Source organism: Chitinophagales bacterium (assembly GCA_019694975.1).
GTDB lineage: Bacteria > Bacteroidota > Bacteroidia > Chitinophagales > UBA10324 > JACCZZ01.
Genome location: JAIBAY010000008.1, coordinates 19,245 through 40,840 on the forward strand (window position 1 = coordinate 19,245; position 21,596 = coordinate 40,840).

At 44.8% G+C, this 21,596-nt stretch carries 12 protein-coding genes; 4 read left to right on the forward strand and 8 right to left on the reverse strand.

What is annotated here, in order from left to right:
- Positions 1 to 279: 279 nt before the first annotated feature.
- The 6 genes from K1X61_13655 to metG form a co-directional block, all read right to left on the reverse strand.
- Positions 280 to 2,172, reverse strand: coding sequence for a T9SS type A sorting domain-containing protein (locus tag K1X61_13655; GenBank protein ID MBX7109692.1), 1,893 nt, complete (start codon positions 2,170 to 2,172; stop codon positions 280 to 282).
- A 281-nt stretch (positions 2,173 to 2,453) separates the two neighbouring features.
- On the reverse strand, positions 2,454 to 4,352 hold the full coding sequence (locus tag K1X61_13660) for a T9SS type A sorting domain-containing protein (GenBank protein ID MBX7109693.1): 1,899 nt from the start codon (positions 4,350 to 4,352) through the stop codon (positions 2,454 to 2,456).
- A 99-nt stretch (positions 4,353 to 4,451) separates the two neighbouring features.
- Positions 4,452 to 6,302: a membrane protein insertase YidC gene (gene yidC / locus K1X61_13665; GenBank protein ID MBX7109694.1), complete on the reverse strand. Its 1,851-nt coding sequence runs from the start codon at positions 6,300 to 6,302 to the stop codon at positions 4,452 to 4,454.
- A 367-nt stretch (positions 6,303 to 6,669) separates the two neighbouring features.
- A complete protein-coding gene (locus tag K1X61_13670; protein ID MBX7109695.1) occupies positions 6,670 to 8,334 on the reverse strand; it encodes a CTP synthase in 1,665 nt (554 codons plus the stop codon).
- Positions 8,335 to 8,661: 327 nt separating this feature from the next.
- Entirely contained in the window at positions 8,662 to 10,740 is a 2,079-nt protein-coding gene (locus K1X61_13675; GenBank protein ID MBX7109696.1) for a hypothetical protein, read from the reverse strand.
- A 663-nt stretch (positions 10,741 to 11,403) separates the two neighbouring features.
- Complete coding sequence (gene metG, locus K1X61_13680; protein MBX7109697.1) at positions 11,404 to 13,509, reverse strand: methionine--tRNA ligase; 2,106 nt, start codon at positions 13,507 to 13,509, stop codon at positions 11,404 to 11,406.
- Positions 13,510 to 13,748: 239 nt separating this feature from the next.
- On the opposite strand from metG, the gene K1X61_13685 reads away from it, so the two are divergent.
- Entirely contained in the window at positions 13,749 to 14,666 is a 918-nt protein-coding gene (locus K1X61_13685) for an LD-carboxypeptidase (protein ID MBX7109698.1), read from the forward strand.
- A gap of 16 nt (positions 14,667 to 14,682) precedes the next feature.
- Here the strand turns inward: K1X61_13685 and K1X61_13690 are convergent, their stop codons facing one another.
- The gene (locus K1X61_13690; GenBank protein MBX7109699.1) at positions 14,683 to 15,984 is read right to left on the reverse strand and encodes a DUF5103 domain-containing protein; all 1,302 of its coding nucleotides are present in this window, start codon (positions 15,982 to 15,984) and stop codon (positions 14,683 to 14,685) included.
- A 47-nt stretch (positions 15,985 to 16,031) separates the two neighbouring features.
- Here K1X61_13690 and K1X61_13695 point away from each other — a divergent pair, with 47 nt between their 5' ends.
- Genes K1X61_13695 through K1X61_13705 form a run of 3 tightly spaced genes read left to right on the forward strand, consistent with a single transcriptional unit; the run spans position 16,032 to position 17,890 of the window.
- Positions 16,032 to 16,208, forward strand: coding sequence for a hypothetical protein (locus tag K1X61_13695; protein MBX7109700.1), 177 nt, complete (start codon positions 16,032 to 16,034; stop codon positions 16,206 to 16,208).
- Between the two features lie 36 nt (positions 16,209 to 16,244).
- Positions 16,245 to 16,664 (forward strand): tRNA (adenosine(37)-N6)-threonylcarbamoyltransferase complex ATPase subunit type 1 TsaE, encoded by a 420-nt coding sequence (gene tsaE / locus K1X61_13700; GenBank protein MBX7109701.1) that lies wholly within the window; start codon positions 16,245 to 16,247, stop codon positions 16,662 to 16,664.
- Positions 16,665 to 16,684: 20 nt separating this feature from the next.
- Positions 16,685 to 17,890 carry an alanine dehydrogenase gene (locus tag K1X61_13705; protein ID MBX7109702.1) on the forward strand — a complete coding sequence of 402 codons (1,206 nt, stop codon included), beginning with the start codon at positions 16,685 to 16,687 and terminating at the stop codon, positions 17,888 to 17,890.
- A gap of 61 nt (positions 17,891 to 17,951) precedes the next feature.
- Here K1X61_13705 and K1X61_13710 read toward each other — a convergent pair whose 3' ends face one another.
- On the reverse strand, positions 17,952 to 21,542 hold the full coding sequence (locus K1X61_13710; protein ID MBX7109703.1) for a hypothetical protein: 3,591 nt from the start codon (positions 21,540 to 21,542) through the stop codon (positions 17,952 to 17,954).
- Positions 21,543 to 21,596: the final 54 nt, after the last annotated feature.

Here is a 21,596-nt window from a genome sequence, read left to right on the forward strand (position 1 = left end):
ACGGTTTTTTAACATGGTGAAGCTGCTGAATTCCCGCCTTTCCACCTTATTGTCATTTCATAATAAGCCGTAAGGAATGGAACTTCCTGCATCCTTGAATGTCCATGATCACTATGAATTAATCATGCTGCAATGCTGAAGGGTGGATGAACACCAAAGGGTATGGAAATGACAGGTGAAATTTCATTAGCTAATGATAAAAATTGAATGAGTTATCGAAGACAATAAAAAAGCCCTTCCGCAAGGGAAGAGCTTTCTGGAAATATGCTACGGGGTAAACTAATTATTTACAAGCGTCACCGGCAGGGTTGAAGTGATACTTCCGGATTTTACGTGGATATGGTACAGTCCATTTTCCATTCCGGTAAGATCAATCTGTGCCTTATTGCTGATGATCTTAACACTGTTAAGGTTCATAACAGAGCGGCCAATGCTGTTGGTAACAGAAACCGAAATCTCTCTTTGATCTGTTTTTCCAAAATCCAATGTAGTTAAACCGGTTGAGGGGTTCGGGTACATGGTAATTGCTGCATTGCCGTTGCTGACCGAAGGCACGCCGACATTGATACCAAGATCCAGGACAGGCATTGTGACATATACGATTTCATTAACCTCTCCTGAGTTACATGGGTCATAGGTTGTGGTGGAGATGCCAGAGCAATAGTCGCGCTGATAAAGCAGGCGAAGGTTTTCATCAACATTGCGGGCAAGTGAAGCGTAAGCGCCCTCCGCAAAGGGGTCGCTCACCACATCAATCGGATCGCCCCATGTTTCGCCATTGTCTTTACTCACGGTAACATAGATATGACGAATTGCCTGGCCGACACCGTCGGAAGAATTCTCAACGGCTGCCATATATGAAAGATATAAGTTACCGTTGACATCAATGGCAGCACTGGGATAGGATGCAAGTCCTTTAAACGGGAAGGTGCCAATGGCGATGCTACCTGATCCGTCATCCGGAAATTCAAGAAAGCCGCTGCCATCGAGGTCGAGTGCGCCAAGGTTTTCAATAGTCATTGGTTCAGGTAACGACTCATTCCAGTAAATCAATGCATTGGTAAAATAGTAGCTGTAAGCAGCATCGCCTACAATATCATTCACAATAAACATATCGCCCCACCAGAGATGCACCATTCCGTTATTATCCACCAGCACAGCGAAAGAACCATCAGAGATGCGGATACTGTCGGCAACACCATCTCCATTAGTATCCGTGATAGTATCATCTGTAAATTTGAAATAAGGATGATGATAAACGATTGTTTTTGTCCAGGTGTCACCATTATCAGTTGACTTATACAGCAACACATCGTTGGCAATACTTCCGCCCACTACAATAGCGACGGTATTGCCATTGGCGTCAATCTGGTAAGCATCACCGGCGAAGCCTACGTAGTTTTCAGAAGTGATATCCGGCAGTTCTACGTTTGTTTTGTCCCATGTTGTTCCGCCATCGGTTGACCTGTAATACATGGGTGTGCCATTCAAACCATTATAAAGTGCACCGGCATTTGCAGTAGGTGTTGTGAGTGAAATAACGTGCACATTATTTCCATTGGTAGCCACCTTCGACCATAAGTTTCCGGCAACAGCATCATTCGCAAGGTTGGTAAGACTTTCATCCCATGTGCCTGTGCCAGCCGTTGCACGCGATGACTGCTGCATGACCTTTGTGGCCGTATTGTGAGCCACAACGTTTTCAGCGCCGCCGGAAGGGATGCAGATATTGGTGAACCCAGTGCGTTCAGTTTCAATTCTTGCCGTGGGCGCATCGCCCCAGGCTGTTCCGTCAAAATAGTTGTAACCTGTGCCACGGTCGACGCCCTGGTTGCCGGCAGAATATGTCCAGACAGCGGAAACCGTTCCGGTTGTGCTGTTATACACGAGCCGGTCAGAAGTGGCATTGTTAGTCTGAAGATCATAATAAGTATCACCGATAACTGTTTCCGTGATATCTCGGATGGTTTGCGTCTGTCCGATGGCTGATGAGCTGGTAGTTGATTGTGTTGGCACCGGTAACTGTTCATTGCCGGAATAGATCATGGGAACCATTGAAGGCCCTTTGTAATACTGCGGCTTCACTTGTGGTGGCCGGTGGGCAACGGTGGTTTGGGCAAATGTGGTGGTTGCCCAGAAAAGTGCCATGGTAACAATTGTAAATTTTTTCATGTTGGATGGTTTTGGGTTATTATTAGTAACGTGGATAGCCAATATAATACATTTCGGATAATTCATAATGCAAATTATGATGCTGCTTATCCACTATGGCATTTACCTGGGGAGTGAGTTATCGTTTTTAAGGGAGCAGCGGTGGTTTTTAATGGAGCTTCAACAATAAAACCAATTGATAGCGGGTATTTCGTAACTGCTCCTGATCCATTCCGGGCAATAACAAAAACAAAAAGCCCCTCCGGCTGGAAGGGCTTTTTGTTTTGAAGATTCAACTGTGCTTAGTCATTCACAAGATTAACCGGAAGCGTTGAGTTGAGATTTAATGATTTAACATTCACGTAGTAAAGCCCGTTTTCCAATTCGGAAAGATCGAGTTGTGCTTTGTTATTGGTCACTTTTACTGTGCTGATAGTCTTAACCACCTGCCCGATGCTGTTCGTAACAGAAACACTTACATCTGATTGTTTGAACTTTCTGAAATCCATGGTGAGCAAACCATTGGAAGGGTTGGGGTAAAGCGATAATGTCTGATCAGTATTTTTTACAGCATCAACACCTACGATACCTGCCACACCAAAGTCTTCAACATTGGCTTCCACATACATCATGGAGTTTTCCTTTCCCACATTGCAATCCTGGTTGTTGGCGATACCTGCGCAATAGTCAAGCATATACAGCAACTGAATCTTGTTGTTCATCACGTCTCTTGCCAGGTCGCCAAAAGCGCCATTTGAAAACTCATCGTAGGCAAGGTTAATATCCACCGGTTCCTGCCAGCTTTCACCGCCATCATCACTTGCCATTACATATACATGCTCATTGTTGAATCCGAATCCGTCATCGGTGTTTTCCACCACAGCTGTATAGGAGAGAAAGAGATTGGTTCCGTCTGTTGCAAGATTGGGATGCAGTGCAAGTCCGGAATTAAGGTATCGCCCGAGGTCGTTGATCTCCAGCACACCGCTTCCGTCAAGGTCAAGTGAACCTGTGATGATTGTTGGAGGCAAACTATTTTCAGCGAATGATTCATTCCAGTAACCGATACCATTGGTGCCCGGGAAATAAGAACCGGTGCCGGTTGGAGTGTCATCTTCATCAAGAATGCGTACGTAGCCGAAGGTCACATGACATTTGCCTGCGCCATCAATCAATACACTGAAACCTTCATCGGTAGAGTCGAGTGTATCAGCCACGCCGTCGCCATCTGCATCGGAAATCATTTCAGCTGTATAAAAATCAATGGGGAAATCCCATACGAGCGTTTTTGTCCAGGTATTGCCATTATCAGTGGATTTCAGCAGCACAACGTCTGTGTATCCGTCGCCTACTACAATTGCCACGGTACTTCCTTTGGCATCAATGGCATATCCGTCACCGCCAAAACCATTGTAGTAAGCCGAGTCAATCAGTTCAGGCACCTGGTTTACAATGTCCCAGGTAGCACCGTTATCCGAAGAGCGGGAATAACAGAGTGCCCCGTCCTGTCCTTTATATTTTACGCCGCCATTGGCCACCGGGTACGTCACGGATATTGCATGGATATAATTACCGGACGATGCCATTCTCGGCCACCAGTTGCCACTGGCAATCGGGCTGGTTAATGTGGAGGTGTTTTCTGTCCAGCTACCGGTACCCAGCGGTGAACGGCTGGATAACTGCAACTGACTTACGGCTGTATTATGTGCAATCACATATTCGCCACCAGTTCCGGTGCGCACAATGCTTGGCCAGCCGGTACGCTGCGATTCGATACGAGCGGTAGGAGGCGCTGACCAGGTTCCGCCGGAACGTACAGCATAGCCTGTTCCGCGGTCAACACCTTGGTTGCCTGCAGAAAATGTCCAGGTGGCCTGCACGGTGCCATCTACATTATTTATCAGCCTGTTGCAAACCGATGAATTGGTTTGAAGGTCGTAGTAGGTAGTACCGATAATTGTTTGCGTGATATCACGGGTAGTCACCGAATTTCCGATGTTGGAATTGACGGAGGAAACATATCCGGGATGGATTACTTCAAGTCCGTTGGCCTTTACCGGATTTAAGCTAAGCATCTTATGTTCTATGGCTGGTGTGGATTTAACCAGCTGAAGCTTCGATGCGAATTTCGGGACCTGAGCAAAAGCGGCTGCCGAAAAAGCAACTGCAACGGCGAGGAGTGTAAATTTTTTGGTGCGCATGTTAATAGGGGTTTAGTAAAGAATGGTTTCAAAATTAAGATACTCATGAATAGTAAACAAAAAAACAAAAAAGCTTACTGACAAATAGAAGCCAACCGGTTACTTCTGCCGCTTCACTTGTTGTTGTTGTGCTTTGGCCATATTTTCCAGCCGCTCCTGGAGTTTGGATTTTTTAACGGGTTTTTTCTTGTTATCCTGAATCTTCCTGTGAATGGCATCTTCATCAATGATATAGTTCTTAATCACATATTGCTGCGCGAATGCTACTACGTTTGACAGCGAATAGTAATAGGTAAGGGCGGCAGGAAGGTTATTGAAAATACCGAGCAGCATCACCGGAAAAATGTAGGCCATGTATTTCATTTGTCCGGTAACACCTGAAAGCTGATTATTGTAGATGGCAAACAAGATGGAAGTGATGGTCATGATAATTGTCCATAAACTCACATGATCGCCATAAAACGGAACATTGAAACCCAGGTTGAGGATGGAATCATAACTGGAGAGATCCTTCGTCCACCAGAGTGACTGCTGACGCAATTCGATGGAGAGCGGGAAGAAGGTGTACATCGCCGCCAGAATCGGCAATTGCAGCAATGCCGGTATGCAGCCTCCGAGCGGATTTACACCGGCTGACCTGAAGAGCTTCAGTTGTTCCTGTCCAAAACGAGTCTGATCATCTTTGTACTTCTCCTTAAGTTCGTCTATCTCCGGTTTTAATACACGCATCTTTGCAGCCGAAAGAAAGGAACGGTAGTTAAGTGGAAAGAGCAGTATCCGTAACAGCACCGTCATGATCAGGATGATGAGGCCGTAATTGAGGAAATAATTATTCAGGAAATTAAAGAGCGGGATAATAAAGTATTTATTGATGGGGGAAGAGATGAAGCCAAAAATGCCGGCGCCCAACGGAATGATCTGCTCCAGGTCATAGTCGCCAAGGCGTTTTAAGTCCTGGTAATTATTGGGTCCAAAATAAAACTGCATCGGGTAAGTGACCTGTTTCCTTGTGTTATCAAAAGGTAATACAAGCTGCGCAGTCATCTTCTTCATGTAACCGTCGCCTTCTTCGGATTGTGTACTGAAGTTGCCCGCTGCAAATGGTTGCTTTGTGATTAAGGTGGCATTGAAAAAATGCTGCTTGAAGGAAACCCATTGCAGTTTACCAGGTGCATTCATTTCTCCTGTTGTATGTTCTGAAATGCTTTCCACGTCATCATCCCAGTAGCGGAAATATATGGATGCATAGTTTTTTTCCAGCGTGATATCTTTCTCGGTATGATTGAAATTGTTTTCCCATTCAAGGTTAATGTCAGGATTGTTTTTACTGATGAGGCTATCCATTCCAACAAGACTAAACTGATAATTCAGCAGGTAGGAGTTGCCTTTTAATGTGTATCGTTGTTCAAGGTAGCGGCTGTCAGATGCATAAGCACGGAATACAATGGTCCCGGAATCGTTGTTGGCAACAGTAAAAGATTTCCCAATGGTTTTGAAGAGCAGGCCATCTGTTCCGATTTGCGTGGTTCCATTGAAGAAAGCGTAGTTAAAGAAGGTGTTCTTTTCATCAAAGAGGATGAGTGGTTGCTGATTGAATGTTTTGAATTTTTTCAACTCCACGGAAACCACTTTGCCGCCTTTGTTCGAGAGCTTGAGTTTCATCACCTCATTTTCAATGCTCACCGTTTCTTCAGCCCTGATGGCTGAATCCGCAAAAAGACTGGCAGTCGGGTTGTTCAATGAAGTATCTCCTTGCTTCACCACCCTGCTGCTGTCGGGAATGAGGGCATTTACAGAATCAAGCTCATGGCGTTGCTTTTGTACAAGTGCTATGGAATCCTGTTGCCGTTTTAACCGATCGGTCTCCTCCTGCGACGGCGTGTTGATATAAATGTAGACGACAAAGATTATTGCAAACAATATAAATCCTATTACCGCATTCCTGTCCATGCACTAAGTTTTATTGGTTTTGCGGAACCAGGGCATAATGTATAAAAGTGTCGCCCTCCGTCCGATTTGGGTGCGCAAACCTACATGAATTTGCCTGAATGTCAAAAGCGCCGTTCCATTCCATTTGTTTGTGATGAAGGATGGGAAATGCTGGGTAGCTGATTATTGCTCAGCAGTTCAACTTTTGAGTGTATGGGAATCTAATGACAGCACCTGAGCCCGACGTTCAATCATTATAGATTGAAGGCAATTGACGAGCTTACCCTTTCAGTTTTTGTGCAAATCAGTTTTGAATAAAATAAGTGTTGCAATAATGACATGCTTTCATGCAGGATAGAGCAATGTGATAACGGCCGTTAACCGGCAGTTACAGATAAACAGGCGTTGATTGAGAAAGTGTAGGAGTGCTGCTGTTATCTTTTCGCTTGTGGTCTTCCATTGCGGCTTGCACAAACTTAACGAAAAGCGGGTGGGGGCTGTCAACGGTACTTTTTAATTCAGGATGGTACTGCACGCCGACAAACCATGGATGTTTTTTAAGTTCTATCACTTCCACGAGGTTGCTTTCTGGGTTCACGCCGGTTGCCTGCAATCCAGCCTCTTCAAAGGCAGCCAGGTATTTATTGTTGAATTCATACCGGTGACGATGCCGCTCAAATATGGTGGTCTGCAGATATGCCTGATAAGCTTTCGACGATTTTTTCAGATTGCATTCATATGCACCGAGTCGCATTGTGCCGCCTTTCATCACAATTTTCTTCTGCTCTTCCATCATATCAATCACCGGCTTGCTGGTATCCATGTTCATCTCCGTTGAATTGGCATCAGTCCAACCTAAAACATTGCGCGCATATTCAACCACGGCACATTGCATGCCCAGGCAAATACCGAAAAACGGAAGATTGATTTCACGGGCATATTTAATGGCGGTCACCTTGCCTTCAATACCACGCGGGCCAAAACCGGGCGCCACCAGTATGCCACTGAGTCCGCCCAACAGTTGAGTTACGTTTTGAGGATTGATATGTTCGGAGTGGATCGAAATCAGGTCTACCTTACATTCATTCACCGCCCCTGCATGCACAAATGCTTCACGGATTGATTTATAGGCATCAGTCAGTTCTACATATTTTCCGATGAGCCCGATCTTCACTTCTGAAGTTGGATTTTTCAGCTTACCCATGAACTCTTTCCACTTATCCAGGTTCGGTTCATCACCGGTCCGTAGTTTGAGTTTTGACAATACCGTTTTATCGAGGTTCTCCTTCAGCATCAGTAATGGCACATCATAAATAGACTCGGCATCAATCGATTCAATTACGGCATTCGTTGTCACATTGCAGAACAAAGCAATCTTGCGTCGCAGGTCCATATTAAGATGGTATTCGGTTCTGCATACAAGAATATCCGGCTGCACACCATTTTCAAGCAACTCTTTAACAGAATGTTGTGTTGGCTTGGTTTTCAGCTCTTTAGCTGATTTTAAGTAGGGAACCAGTGTAAGGTGAATAACAAGACAATTGGAATTCCCGAGTTCCCATTTTAACTGACGTACTGCCTCAATATATGGCAGGGATTCAATGTCGCCCACGGTACCGCCGATCTCTGTAATCACCAATTCATAGTCACCTGAATTGCCGAGCAACTGAATTCTTCTTTTGATCTCATCGGTGATGTGCGGAATCACCTGCACGGTCTTTCCAAGGTAAGCGCCTTCGCGTTCTTTGTTGATGACTTCCTGGTAAATCTTGCCGGTGGTTACATTGTTCGCCTGCGAAGTAGGGTGGTTGAGAAAGCGTTCGTAATGGCCCAGGTCAAGGTCGGTTTCGGCGCCATCATCGGTTACATAACATTCGCCATGTTCATACGGATTGAGTGTTCCCGGATCAACATTGATGTAAGGATCGAACTTCTGTATAGTGACTTTGAAACCTCTTGCCTGCAGCAGTTTTGCAAGTGATGCGGAGATGATTCCTTTACCGAGTGAAGAGGTAACTCCGCCCGTAACGAAGATGTACTTTGTGGTTGCCATGAAAGATTCAGTTACGGGCTTCGAAGGTAGTATTTGATTTCAGGATTAGAAAGAAGGTCAGGGATAAATAATTTAATGAACGAAATTTGAGGTGGTGATCAGGTAGTTAATGTGACGAAGCGTTGGGATTTTGGTTGCATTTGGGTTTGCTGTATACTTGCACTGCCCTGTTTATTCTTAGGGAGTGGACACGGGTTAATTCGTAGCGTAACCTAATGTTGCCAATTGCACACCGGGGCAGATACTCTTTGTTGCAAAACGCTGCTTAGATTAGTAACTGTTGTTTTTCACGGATCGTAGAAAGTCGTTGGATTAGCTGGTTCAACTTCACTTTGTTACAACACATTTGCTTATTGTCGCGCATTTGCCATTTTCCAGCAAAACATAGTACAGACCGGAAGAGACGGGATTTCCTGAGAAATCATCACCATTCCATATGCAATTGTGAAGGCCTTCAATTTCATAGCCTTCCACTAATGTATTCACCCACCGTCCATCTATATCATAAACTTTCATTGAATACTTTCCGGCATAGGGTACAGTCCAGGTGATGTTTGCATTGTTTACAACCTGATTGGGAAAAATAACCATCGAAAGCACACTTCTCTCTGAAGTATCTGTAATGGTTTTAACAACCACCCCAACCTTTACTACATCGGAAAAGACCATTACTCCTGGAATAGTGAAGGGGTCTCCCGTATAAAAAAAACTACCTGATTGTATTATGAATTGATTTCTTGTGACTGTCCACAAAATCGTATCACCAATAGCAGGAGCGAATTGCTGCAATCTCCTTGGAGTAATGTCAACAGTGCAGGTGGTTGGGGCATGAATCAGTTCACCTGTTGATGTTGACAAATCCCGCAGAAAGATCGAAACACTCCAGCTATGAGTCATGTCCTCTATATTTTCATCCCAGTCGAGAAAGCCATTTACAGAACCAAACGATGCGCCGCTGTTGGCGCTGCCGTTTCCGTAATCCTCATTTGCACTGCAATTGGAAAAAGCAGGATAAGAATGGTTTCTGGAATAACGGTACAAATCAAAATTGTCATCACTCCAGGTGGAACCCTTTCCGCCATGTGACCGGCTATCGTAAAAATAGTAACCTCCCAAATGGTAGGTATTTATTGAATCATAATACATTGGCTTTTCAGTCCAACCAACCATGGTATCCCGCTTGCCGTTAATGCTGTAAAAAACAGGAAAATTTTTGTAGCTGTAAGAGCCTGCCATCCAACCACCATTTAATAAATAATAGGTAGGGATGCCAAGATTTGTTTCCAGGTTTGTGGAAACAGTGCCAAACCTGTTATTGCCCTGGATTCTATTCCCATTTCCGGTATTGAGGGTAAATACTTCATTTGAATCATTTTCAAAAGCGAGGTTAAAACAACCGACGCTGAGTTTTACTGCGGCCAGTCTTTCAGGATAGGTCATCGCATAGAAGTAAGCACCGATGGAGCCGAAGGAACTTCCTGTCAAATAGATGCGATTACTGTCGATGGGTAAATATGCGATTGCCCAATCCAGTATTAAATTCAATCGCTGATGAGTATAATTGTAATTGATGCCCGTAACAGGAGGAATGCTATTCTTGCTCGCATCATACAGATCATAATTCTCATTGGCACCCCAGAAACCGGAAGTACTTTGGCATGGAAAATAATCTTCAGGGTTGATTAGCATTTCGTTCTCAAAAGGAACAGTTCCAACCGATAAAAAATCAGCGCCTCCCGGATGAAACTTAAGTCGCAGAGGCTGATTGCCGCTTGAATGGTTCCTGTTCAATGCAAAATCCATGGCAACAAATCCGACCTTGTTCATCAGTAATTTGTCGCCCGAATATTTCATGCTGGTAAACTGTGTATAGATCTCCACTATTTGAGACGAAATAATTCTCACTTGTTGAAAAGCGGGTCGTGGTTTTGCCACACTTTCAAAGATTGGCTGAACGAGTGAATTTGCACCCGGCAAAACAGCCGTTTCTTCCACGTTGTTCTTCAAGGTGGTGACTGCGTAATAATAGCTTCCGTTAGAAAGGGTTGTGGCGACAAATAATCCTTTGTCAGCGCTAAGTTTTGTTTTGCCGGAATCGATGGATAAATAGTCAATCAACTTATCGTGATGGGAAAGATTGTGATCCCTGGACGATTCAAAATTTGTATAGCCGAGGTATTCGCAGGATTGCAATTGCAGAGATGATGTAATAGGAATGATAGAGCGGTAAACCTTATAGTAAACAAGCGTGTCAGGCACGTTTTCCCAAGTCAAAAAAACCTGGCCATTGTGGTAAAAACCTGAAAGTTGCGTTATTGTTGCGGCGCCGGATGTGCTTAGTGTAAGAAACAGCAGAAATACCGCTAAAGTACTTTTCAACAAATCATTTGATAAACTGGTTTTCATATTCAATTGAGATGCTTTGATCCCAATCCCAACATAATGCTTCATCGTCGAAAATTGTGCCATGAAAAAGAAAACTGAACACCATGGTATTTTAGCTTCTTTAACTTGCAAGCTGAAGCACAATTTGAAATGCAAATTTCAATTTTACGATAAGCGCGAATCCGGAAGAATGCATGTGATCAGCATACCTGACAACGTTATTTTGAAACCCATAATTTCTCTGTCACTAATAAAAGTTATTATTAATAACAATGAACTGCTATGAGAATTCCAATTGCGGTAACGCGCCGGACCTTTCATACGAATGAGCATCAGATTTCTGCGGTATCCGAGATTGCCCAATCAGCAACGAATAAAAAAGGAATAAAGACTGGCTTGGGTTAGAGAAGCCCTTGGTCGGGATATGCAGCATGATAATATATGATTGTTATCATGTTTGACAATCTGTCAGCATTTTAGATGAAGTTATGGTGAGCATGACGAATGCTGACATTTTATCTGCGTATGCTCTTTAAACGCTACTGAAGAAAAACCTGTTTCGTAGCATCATCTTACACCGCCCTGCCCCGACAAGCCCAACCGCAAAGTCGATGAAGGAAACAGAGATATGGCGTCAATGCAGGTCTGGAGATTTTCAGGACGGATTTGCAAATCGCAGCCAGATCAGGAGATGGTACTCCCTTCCGGAATTTTCTCTGAAGGCATCACAAATTTCAGCTTGCCGTTTTCTTCTTCTGCCATCAGGATCATGCCTCTGGATTCGATGCCTTTGATTTTTTTCGGTGCAAGATTGGCCACCACACATACTTGCTGACCAATAATATTTTCTGGCGCATAATGTTCTGCTATTCCGGATACGATCGTACGAACTTCCGTGCCGAGATTGATTTTCAATTGAAGCAGTTTGTCGGCCTTCTTAACTTTTTCCGCTGCTTCAATAGTACCCACTTTCAATTCCAGCTTTGCAAAGTCGTCGTAAGTGATAATGGATTTTTCAACTAGCGATTCCGCTGTTGACGGATCATTTGATGTAACCGTTGGTGCTACTACTTGTTTTGTCGACTGTAGTTTTTCAAGTTGCTTTGCAATTTCTTCGTCTTCAATCTTCTTAAATAAGAGCGAAGCTTCTCCCAACTGATGTCCTGCTGTCAGCAATGGCTTGCCGATTGCATCCTCCCACTTCACCTTACCGAGATGGAGCATTGTCAAAATTTTTTCGGAAGTGGCAGGAAGAAATGGCTGACTTAAAATGGCAAGTGCTGCCGTAATTTCAAGTGATAAATTTAGAACTGTTTCCACGCGTTGCCTGTCGGTATTGATCACTTTCCAGGGTTCATTATCTGCAAGGTATTTATTGCCGGCGCGGGCGAGGTTCATCAGCTCACTCAGGGCATCACGGAAACGGTATGCTTCCACATTGTCTGCAATCTTTTGCGGAATGCTGCGCAGTTGTTCCAGGCACTCGTTGTCTAGTGCATTTAATGCATGACGTGGCGGAACTTTGCTTTCGAAATAGTTCCTGGTAAGTACCAGTGTGCGGTTCACAAAATTTCCAAGTATCGCCACCAACTCGTTGTTGATGCGTGCCTGGTAATCTTTCCATGAAAAATCGCTGTCCTTAGCTTCCGGTAAAATAGAGGTGAGTACATAGCGCAATTCATCCTGCTTGCCGGGAAAATCAATAAGATAATCATGCAGCCAGACTGCCCAGTTACGGGAAGTGGAAAGTTTATCACCTTCAAGATTCAGGAATTCATTGGCCGGAACATTATCGGGAACAATGTATTCACCATGCGCATGCAGAATTGCCGGAAAAATAATGCAGTGAAAGACTATGTTGTCTTTACCAATGAAGTGAATGAGTTTGGCATCTGGACTTTTCCAGTAATCTTCCCAGGAGGCAGACATTACATTTTCACTGTTCATCAGCCCCGTTTCCCGATTGATAAAATATTCTTTCGTCGCTGAAATGTATCCAATCGGCGCATCAAACCACACATACAACACCTTGCCTTCCGCATCAGGCAATGGTACTTTCACACCCCAATCCAAATCTCTTGTCATGGCACGCGGCTGCAAACCCTGGTCGAGCCACGACTTGCACTGTCCGTACACATTTGCTTTCCAGTCATCTTTGTGACTGTCTAAAATCCATTCACACAACCAGCCTTCATAATTTTGCAATGGAAGAAACCAGTGTTTGGTTTCTTTCAGTATGGGTGATTTGCCACTCAGCGCGGAAATGGGATTAATCAGGTCTTTCGGTGAAAGAGAAGTGCCGCAACGTTCGCATTGGTCGCCATACGCTTTTTCATAACCGCAATTTGGACAAGTGCCCTGTATGTAACGATCGGCTAAAAATGTTTTTTCCTGTTCATCGTAAAACTGTAAAGATGTTTCTTCGATGAAATCATGCTTCTTATACAGATTCAGAAAAAATTCCTGTGCGGTTTCATGGTGAACCTTATTGGAAGTGCGTGCATAGATATCGAATGAAATTCCAAATTGTTCAAAGCTGCTTTTCATCAGTTGATGATACTTATCAACGAACTGCTGTGGTGTGATGCCTTCTTTGCGCGCACCTAATGTGATGGGAACGCCATGTTCATCAGATCCGCAAACGAAAATGATATCATCGCCTCTCAGCCTTCTGTAACGGACATAGATATCGGAGGGAATGTAGGCACCGGCCAGATGGCCCAGATGAATACCGCCATTTGCATAGGGCAGTGCAGCGGTTACTGTATATCGTTTGGGTGTGTTTTTCATGGCGGACGCAAAAATCAGCATAAATTTATACAAGTTCCTTACGCTGCAGCATAATTCAGTGACTGCACTTTTCACCGACCGGTAATTTCCCTTTTCCGCAGCCTGCTAACGAATCGTTGCAACGCGGCATGAAATGTTCTGATGAAGTTCATTAATTTTGATATAACAGCGCCATCTGAAGGAGATGCGTTTTCCAACAGACAGATGGTTAGCGGTAACACCTTATATTAAATCAGACCATGAAGAATCCAGCAATATTGCGTCCGGGAAATAAGATTGGCATTGTTTCCACCGCACGAAAAATTATGCAGGCGGAAATACAACCCTGTATTGACATGCTGACGGAATGGAACCTCGAGGTGGTGACCGGCGAAAGCATAGGCGCGGAATATTTTCAGTTTGCGGGCGATGATGCACTGCGTACACGCGACCTGCAACGCATGCTCGATGATGAAGCCATAAAGGCGGTATTGTTTGCAAGAGGCGGTTATGGAACTCTGCGCATCATTGATAACATTGACTGGAGGAAATTTTTAAAAGCGCCCAAATGGTTATGTGGCTTCAGCGATATTACGGTGATTCATTCCCATCTACAGGCCATTTATGATCTGCCATCCGTTCATTCGCTGATGGCATTTAATTTTGCTGCTGCCTCTTCTGCAGCCTTTACATCACTGCAGGCGGTTTTATTTGGAAAGCCCCTGCGTTACACGATTCCGGCACATGACTTAAACCGGCCCGGAAAAGCAACCGGCGTACTCTGCGGCGGTAATCTTTCACTACTGCATGCTTTGACAGGTTCAGTATCTGATTGCGACACTGCGGGTAAAATCATGTTCCTGGAGGATATTGATGAACAGCTTTATCATATCGACAGGATGATGATCAGCCTGAAACGATCGGGAAAGCTGGATGCATTGGCAGGATTGGTAGTAGGTCACTTTTCAGATATGAAAAACAAGGATGAGAAAAATCCATTCGGCCAATCGGCTTATGAGATTATTGCCGGCCATGTTGCCGAATACGATTACCCTGTTTGCTTTGGTTTTCCGGCCGGCCATGAACCTGACAACAGGGCTTTGATAACCGGCAGGACCTGGGACCTTGAAGTGGCGGAAGAATCAACGCTGAAGCTGAAAATCGCAACAGTCGCCTGAAAATGCCGGGAAAGCATTACCTGTTTTTATTAAAAGAATCAGTAGCCTTATAGGCAATTACTTCATCATAACGGCCGGTGAATGAACGGTAATAAACAAGCAATTGATAAGTGTTCTCTGTTTCATAAGCATTGCCTTCGAGGATATCATCAGTAACTGTACCGCTGCCTTTTTCAACCGTCACATATTCATATTCATAGTAACCCTGCTTCAGGTAGGCCTTGCAGGTATAAGCATGTTTTCCGGGATCATATTGCATCATGAACTGGCTCGACAGCTTCCAGTCGCACATCTGCCCGGTGATGAACACATCTAAGTTTTTCAGCGGGTAATCAACAGGCAACGTGAAATTCACCCAGGTATAATCAGGTTCAGCGTTCTGGTTGAAGCCTTCAAAAATTCCGGGTATATATTTCCCGTTAATGTCTGCATAAAACTCATACGGTTCATCCTCTCTCGGCTCATCAGGAAAGAGGATCACTTCCACCTGTTTGCCTTCAAAATTCAGTTCGCGCACATGTTCGGTTCTATATCTTATGCTGCGTGTGTCAAAGTACCGGAACTCTTTACCTGCCGGAAAGGCATTCACGAGGTCGTAGGAATAATCAAGCTGATAAGGTTTCATAAAAAGCGGCTGCAAATGGGCGATAGCGTTGTCCCATCTGAAATTCTGCATCAGCACAACCTTTACATCATTGATCGGGTTGGATATTGTGAGGCCATTGTAACGGATGCTGAAATCAATCTCCTGGTACTTCAATGTATATTTGGGATCATAAGGCTGATGCACATTAGTCACTATATCAGCCTTGCTTGAAAAAACCACGAAGCGTCTTGTAATGATGGGGTGATCAGGGTCATTGTCGGCGTACACTTTCAGCAGGTAATTGCCCGACTTCGTCAGTTGAACATTTTCATTGGGAAATAAAACCTCATAGTGTGTATAAGTCTGCAGGGCAGTGAACGAGAATTCAAAGGTGCTGATGTCCTGTTCGCGAAATCCCGACAGGTAGTCAAACTCGTTTAATTCAGAGCGTGTCCAGTCGAAGTTGCAATGAATGAAAGTATAATAGTAGTTTCTCTTATCGGCATTCAGGTCGTCAAACTCAAGGTGCAGTTGAACCTTACTGTTTAAAGGTATTACGGGATCACTCAGTAATATCGGATCCACATATAGCTGAACGGTCTTTATATTGGGAACATAAACCTGGTCCTGGAAAACGGTGATGTCATCCTGTGCATACAACAGCGGACTGTTGAAAGTTATTGACAACAGCAATATGATTATTGTTCGCCATTGCAGGAAACGGAGACGCATAAAACGGGAGCAGGGTTGGTAAACGGAGCCCTAAATTAGGGCAATTCATGGTTGCAGCGCATTTAATGGTTAATGAAGAGGAAATGAAAGATTGGTTGCATCAAAAGTATAAAGGCATTAACCGCAAAATTATCACCTACTACTTCGGCTATGCTTTGCACGAATCTTACACAGTTCGCAAATCAATCCTGCTTCATGCCGGCATTGATAAATTCATTATTTAAACGGTTCCTCTTTCAACTTTTTTATAGCTTCACTTCGTGAAGAAGCAAATCGTTGTTTCCTCTCTGTCAGCATTGCCGGCAGTGGCCGAACAGGTTTTACGTGACAGCGGAGACAGGAGGATTTTTGCCTGTTACGGCGAAATGGGCGCAGGCAAGACAACCCTCATTGCCGCTCTGTGCCGTGCATTAGGTGTGAAGGAACAGGTGAACAGTCCCACCTTTGCCATAGTACATGAATACCAGGGAGCTGAACGGATATACCATCTTGATCTGTTTCGCCTGAAAACACTGGAAGAGGCACTGGCAATTGGTATTGAAGATTATCTTTCGGGAAGTTGTTATATGTTTATCGAATGGCCGGAGTTGATCAGGCAGTTACTGCCGGAAGATATAGTAACACTGAATCTGGAAATACTAAATGAACAGGAAAGGCTGTTGACAATAGAGCTGCCATGAATGATGAAAAAAAAATCAGGATGCCCGAAGAACTGATGACAGGCATCGGGCTTGTACCCAAGGAATCGCTGCTGGAAGTTGCCCGGAAGCAGGATCAGCTGTTTATCGGAATACCGAGGGAGCGTCATTTCCAGGAAAACAGGATTGCGCTCACGCCGGGTGCCGTTTCCATCCTGGTTGGCCACCATCACCGCATTATTGTTGAATCCAAAGCGGGAGAAGGTTCACACATAACCGACAATGAATATTCGGAAGCGGGTGCTGAAATCGCTTATGATACAAAAGAGATTTTCAATGCCAGCATCATCCTTAAAGTGGCTCCGCTCTCTGAAGAGGATATTCACATGCTTCATCCGGGGCAAATTGTTATTTCCCCCATCCACCTGCCAACGGTAACGGCGGATTACCTCGGGCTGTTACTACAAAAGAAAGTGATTGCATTGGCATACGAATACATTCAGGACGAATCAGGTTCGTTTCCGATAGTTGCCAGCATGAGTGAAATTGCCGGTAGTACGGCCATTTTGATTGCGGCTGAATTGCTGAGCCACCTGAATCATGGCAAAGGAATTTTGCTGGGAGGCATTGCCGGTGTTCCACCTGCCAACGTGGTCATATTAGGTGCCGGAACAGTTGGAGAAAACGCTGCCCGTACCGCCATCGCTCTTGGGGCTGAGGTGAAAATATTTGATAACTCCATCTACAAGCTGAAGCGCCTGCAGCGAAATATCGGAGCACGGGTATTTACTTCCATTATCAGGCCTGATGTGCTGGCGAAAGCACTGGCCAGGGCAGATGTGGCAGTGGGAGCCGTGCATTCGAAATCAGGGCGTACGCCCATTATTGTTACAGAAGACATGGTATCGCGCATGCGTGCCGGGTCAGTCATTGTGGATGTGAGCATTGATCAGGGTGGTTGTTTCGAAACCTCAGAAGTAACGACACACACCAATCCAATCTTTAAGAAATATGATGTCATCCACTATTGTGTTCCCAATATTCCTTCGAGGGTACCGCGCACCGCTTCGCAAGCCATCAGCAATGTAATGACGACGATGTTGCTGGAAGCCAGCCAGCTTGGCGGGTTTGATAAGCTGATGAGTGTTCATCCGCATATCCGTAATGGCGTGTATGTTTATAAAGGTACACTGACCAATTTTCATCTTGGTGAAAAATTCAATATGAAGTCTACGGATCTCAACCTGCTCTTCGCATCCGGTATGTAAGCAGCGGTAGATGGATCAGCATGCAGCAGGATGATTGAAATGCCTGCGGGTAAGGTGCAAGTCAATTTTTCTCATCCACGTCTTTCAGATTATCGTCAGGCATGCGGTCGACGAGGTAGTAGTTGGGATCGATGCCTGCCTTGTCGGGTTGCTGATCCACCACAAAGGTGAAGGTGCTGGTGTCTGCATTCATTTTAATACGCTCGCTGTATAACTGTTTGCCGTTTTTCTTACCGTCTTCTGGTGCAGCCAAAGCACCGATTTCAATCCAGTCGTGAATTGGTACCCTGGTTTCTTTTCCAAGGGAGTCGGCTTTGAATTTCTCTGATTGCACCTGCAAGGTCACTTCAAATTTCCCATCCGGCAGTTTTTTATAGGAAGCATTCAGCGCACGGTTATTAAAGACGGTCATATCATAAAACAGATCAGTGATGATATACTGAAGGGAGTCAGGAGTTACATAGCCAAAGCGGTCAACCAGCTGATAAGAATTGGGATAGGGCGGATTCCGGTAGGCAAAAGAGTCAATCATATCTTTCAATGCTTTGTTGATGTTGTCTTCGCCAATCATTTCCTTCAGGTAATACATTGCTACGCTGCCTTTCCGATAGTGAATGTATCCCTGTTCTTCCACTTTCAGTAAGGGTGTTTCCTTAATGGTTTCCGTGCCGCGTGAGCGCAGGTAACGATCCATCTCATACTTCAGAAACTTATGCATCTGTTCTTTGCCGTACATATCTTCCATTACCATAAGCGCCGAATATTGAGCCATAGTTTCCGACAGCAATGTGGCTCCCTGCATGTTGGCGCCAATCACCTGGTGCGCCCACCACTGATGTCCCATCTCATGGGCTACCACATAGTAAACCATGTCAATATCTTCCGGATCTTCGAGGTTGGCAATAAAGCCGATACTCTCGGAGTATGGCATGGTACCAGGGAAAGCCTGTGCGAAGGAGGAATACCTGGGGAACTCGATGATACGTGCCTGGCGATGATAATACGGGCCGAAATTTTCAGTGTAATATTTGAGAGAGTTTTTCAATGAGCTCATCATCTTATCCACGTTGTATTCGTGGCCTTTGGAGTAATAAACTTCCAGGTCAATGTCCTTGTATTTGTCGCGTTTTACTTCATATCGCGCAGAGATGAATGAATAGAAATTCATCGACTGATGATCGAGACGGTAATGGAAAAAACGACGGTCGCCTTCTGTCCATTCTTTCAGCAATGAGCCCGGCGCAACAGCTACCTGGTCTTTTGCCGTACTCATCACTGTTTCCACATTTACCCAGTCGGAACTGTTGCTGAGGTAGGTATTCATGCAGGCATCGGCACAGTTTCTTACGAGTGCAGGCATTCTTTCCCGTTCGGGCAGATTGCATTTTTTCCGGCGGTTCTTATCCGCTATTTCGTTACCTGACTGGTAACCAATCTGCGGGAGAATCTCCGCATTATTGAAGAAGGAACCATTGCCTTCGATCTGCAGAAACCGCACATTGTTTTCAAATCCACGGCATTGGTAGGATGAAGTGATTGTCATACGCAGGCTGTCGCCTGGCTGCAACGGTTGTTGCAACCGGTAAATGCGGTATTGATGTTGCTGATCATCAAGCGCAACACTGGCACCTGGTATTTCAATCGTGATATCGAAACCGTCGACCATTGTAAAATGCAGCGAATCAACGGCACGGCTGCCTGCATTATGGGCCATTGCTTCCGCCTTCACCTGCAGGTTACGTTTTTCGGGGTAAAGATCAATCTGGTAACGGATATCTGTGATGCGCGGCTGATTGATGTTTTCATACTTTTTATAGCGACGTTCATATTCCGCCTGCAACTTCTCTTTAGCAATGGACGTGGTATATTGGTTGAGCACCTTGGTATTATAAAAGACAAAGGCAGCAGTGATGAGCCATCCTGCCAATAAAAGCAAAGTGATATAACGGTATCTTCCCGAAAATGCTGCCCTGGCTGATGACCACCTGTACCTGAATGCTGTTTCTTTACCTCTCACCCAGCAAAGAATGCATGTCATGATTAACAAGCCGGAAAAAAGTAACCAGTAGATATTAAACCATGTTAAGCCCTGTATATACGGACCTAATCCATTCATGTCGGAATAGGTATGACTGGGAATACCGCCGAAGATGACCATGTTGGATTCCACATCTGCGGCCGACCAGGCAAAAAGGTTACCGATAATGAATGCGATAAATATAAAATAGGCAATGTACCGGTTGTTGACAGTTGTATGAATAAAAACAGATAATGCGATGAGGTAAATGAAGAACAGGAGATCAAGCACCAGCAACTCAATAATGTACTCGCCGGGTTTGAAATCATAAAATCCGTATAAGGTTTGTGTTACCACTCCGGTGAGACAGGCGACGAGTAGTATCACCAATACAATAAGCACCATGGCAACGAATTTGGAAACGGGAGAAATCCATCTTGCAAAAGGCAATGCATCATAAATGTCATTCACTTTGGCGTCACGTTCTTTCCATACCAGCACACCCGTATAAAACGTGATGATGGCAACAAGGAACAGGTATAAGGTGCCGCGGATGGAATCGATGATGATATACGTGACCGGAAACGATTTATTCCCATAACCTGAATCAGTTACAAATGCCATTGATGAACCCATGTTGATGATGCCGGCAAGGATAATCACGATAAACGCCGTGCTCTTCAGTATACCTGAGAAGTCGAGGCGTACCTGGTTGATGAATTGTTTGAATTGATGCGCAGCGGTGTTGGAGAATGTTACAGCGGGCAGCGCCTGGAACATACCGAAGGAAGGCCTGAGTTCTTTGTCATCCTGTGTGCGGCGTTTTCTTCCGCGCGATTTTTCCGTAAACGAGAACCTTGCGAAAGTGAATGCAAGGATGAGCCCGGCAGCCGCCAGCCAGATTAACCTGTTCACCAGCATGATGCCGGTTAACCCAAGCGACATGGTGTTTTTATCTGCTACAGTCCAGTATTTGGTTGCGACAGAAAAGGTGCGTATGCCGAAAGGATCGATCAGTGTTCCCAGGTATTCGTTCTTCAGGTCCCTGACAAGTCCGTTCGCAATACCATAACCTACGAGCAGAATAATTGTGCCGATGAAGGAATAGATTGTGCTCCGTGTCAGTGCGGCTATGGCAAAAATGAAAGCGCCGGCAAAGAGAATGTTGGGAATAATAAATACAATCAGTCCCATCAGGTGCCCGCTGGCGGAAGTAGGACCAACGCGGGCTTCATCCACCCATGGCATCATGGCGCCTAATATGTTTCCGATGGAAACACCGAGAAAAGGCAATATGGAAACGAAAGCAGCACCGAAAAAACGTCCCATGAGGAAGGAGGACTTTTTCAAAGGCGTAGAAAAAATGATCTGATGGGTATTGAAATTAAAGTCACGTGCCGCCGCCACATTGAGAAACGCCGTTACCATCAGCAGGCTGATAATGGAAATGACAGCATAGAAATTTTCTACAACGAAGGGAGCATTCTTGTTGACGTTGCCGACAGCGCCTCCCACCTGCACAGAGTCGCTGCTTGTTGCCCCGAAGATCAGCAGTGCATTGACAAATAAAAAAATATAAATCATGGGCTGCTTCAGCCAGTATCTTACTTCAAAACGGAAAATGTTCCAGAACATAGTATTGAAAGTGAGTGAAGGAAAAAATAATGATTGAAAATGCGGCCGCTTTCA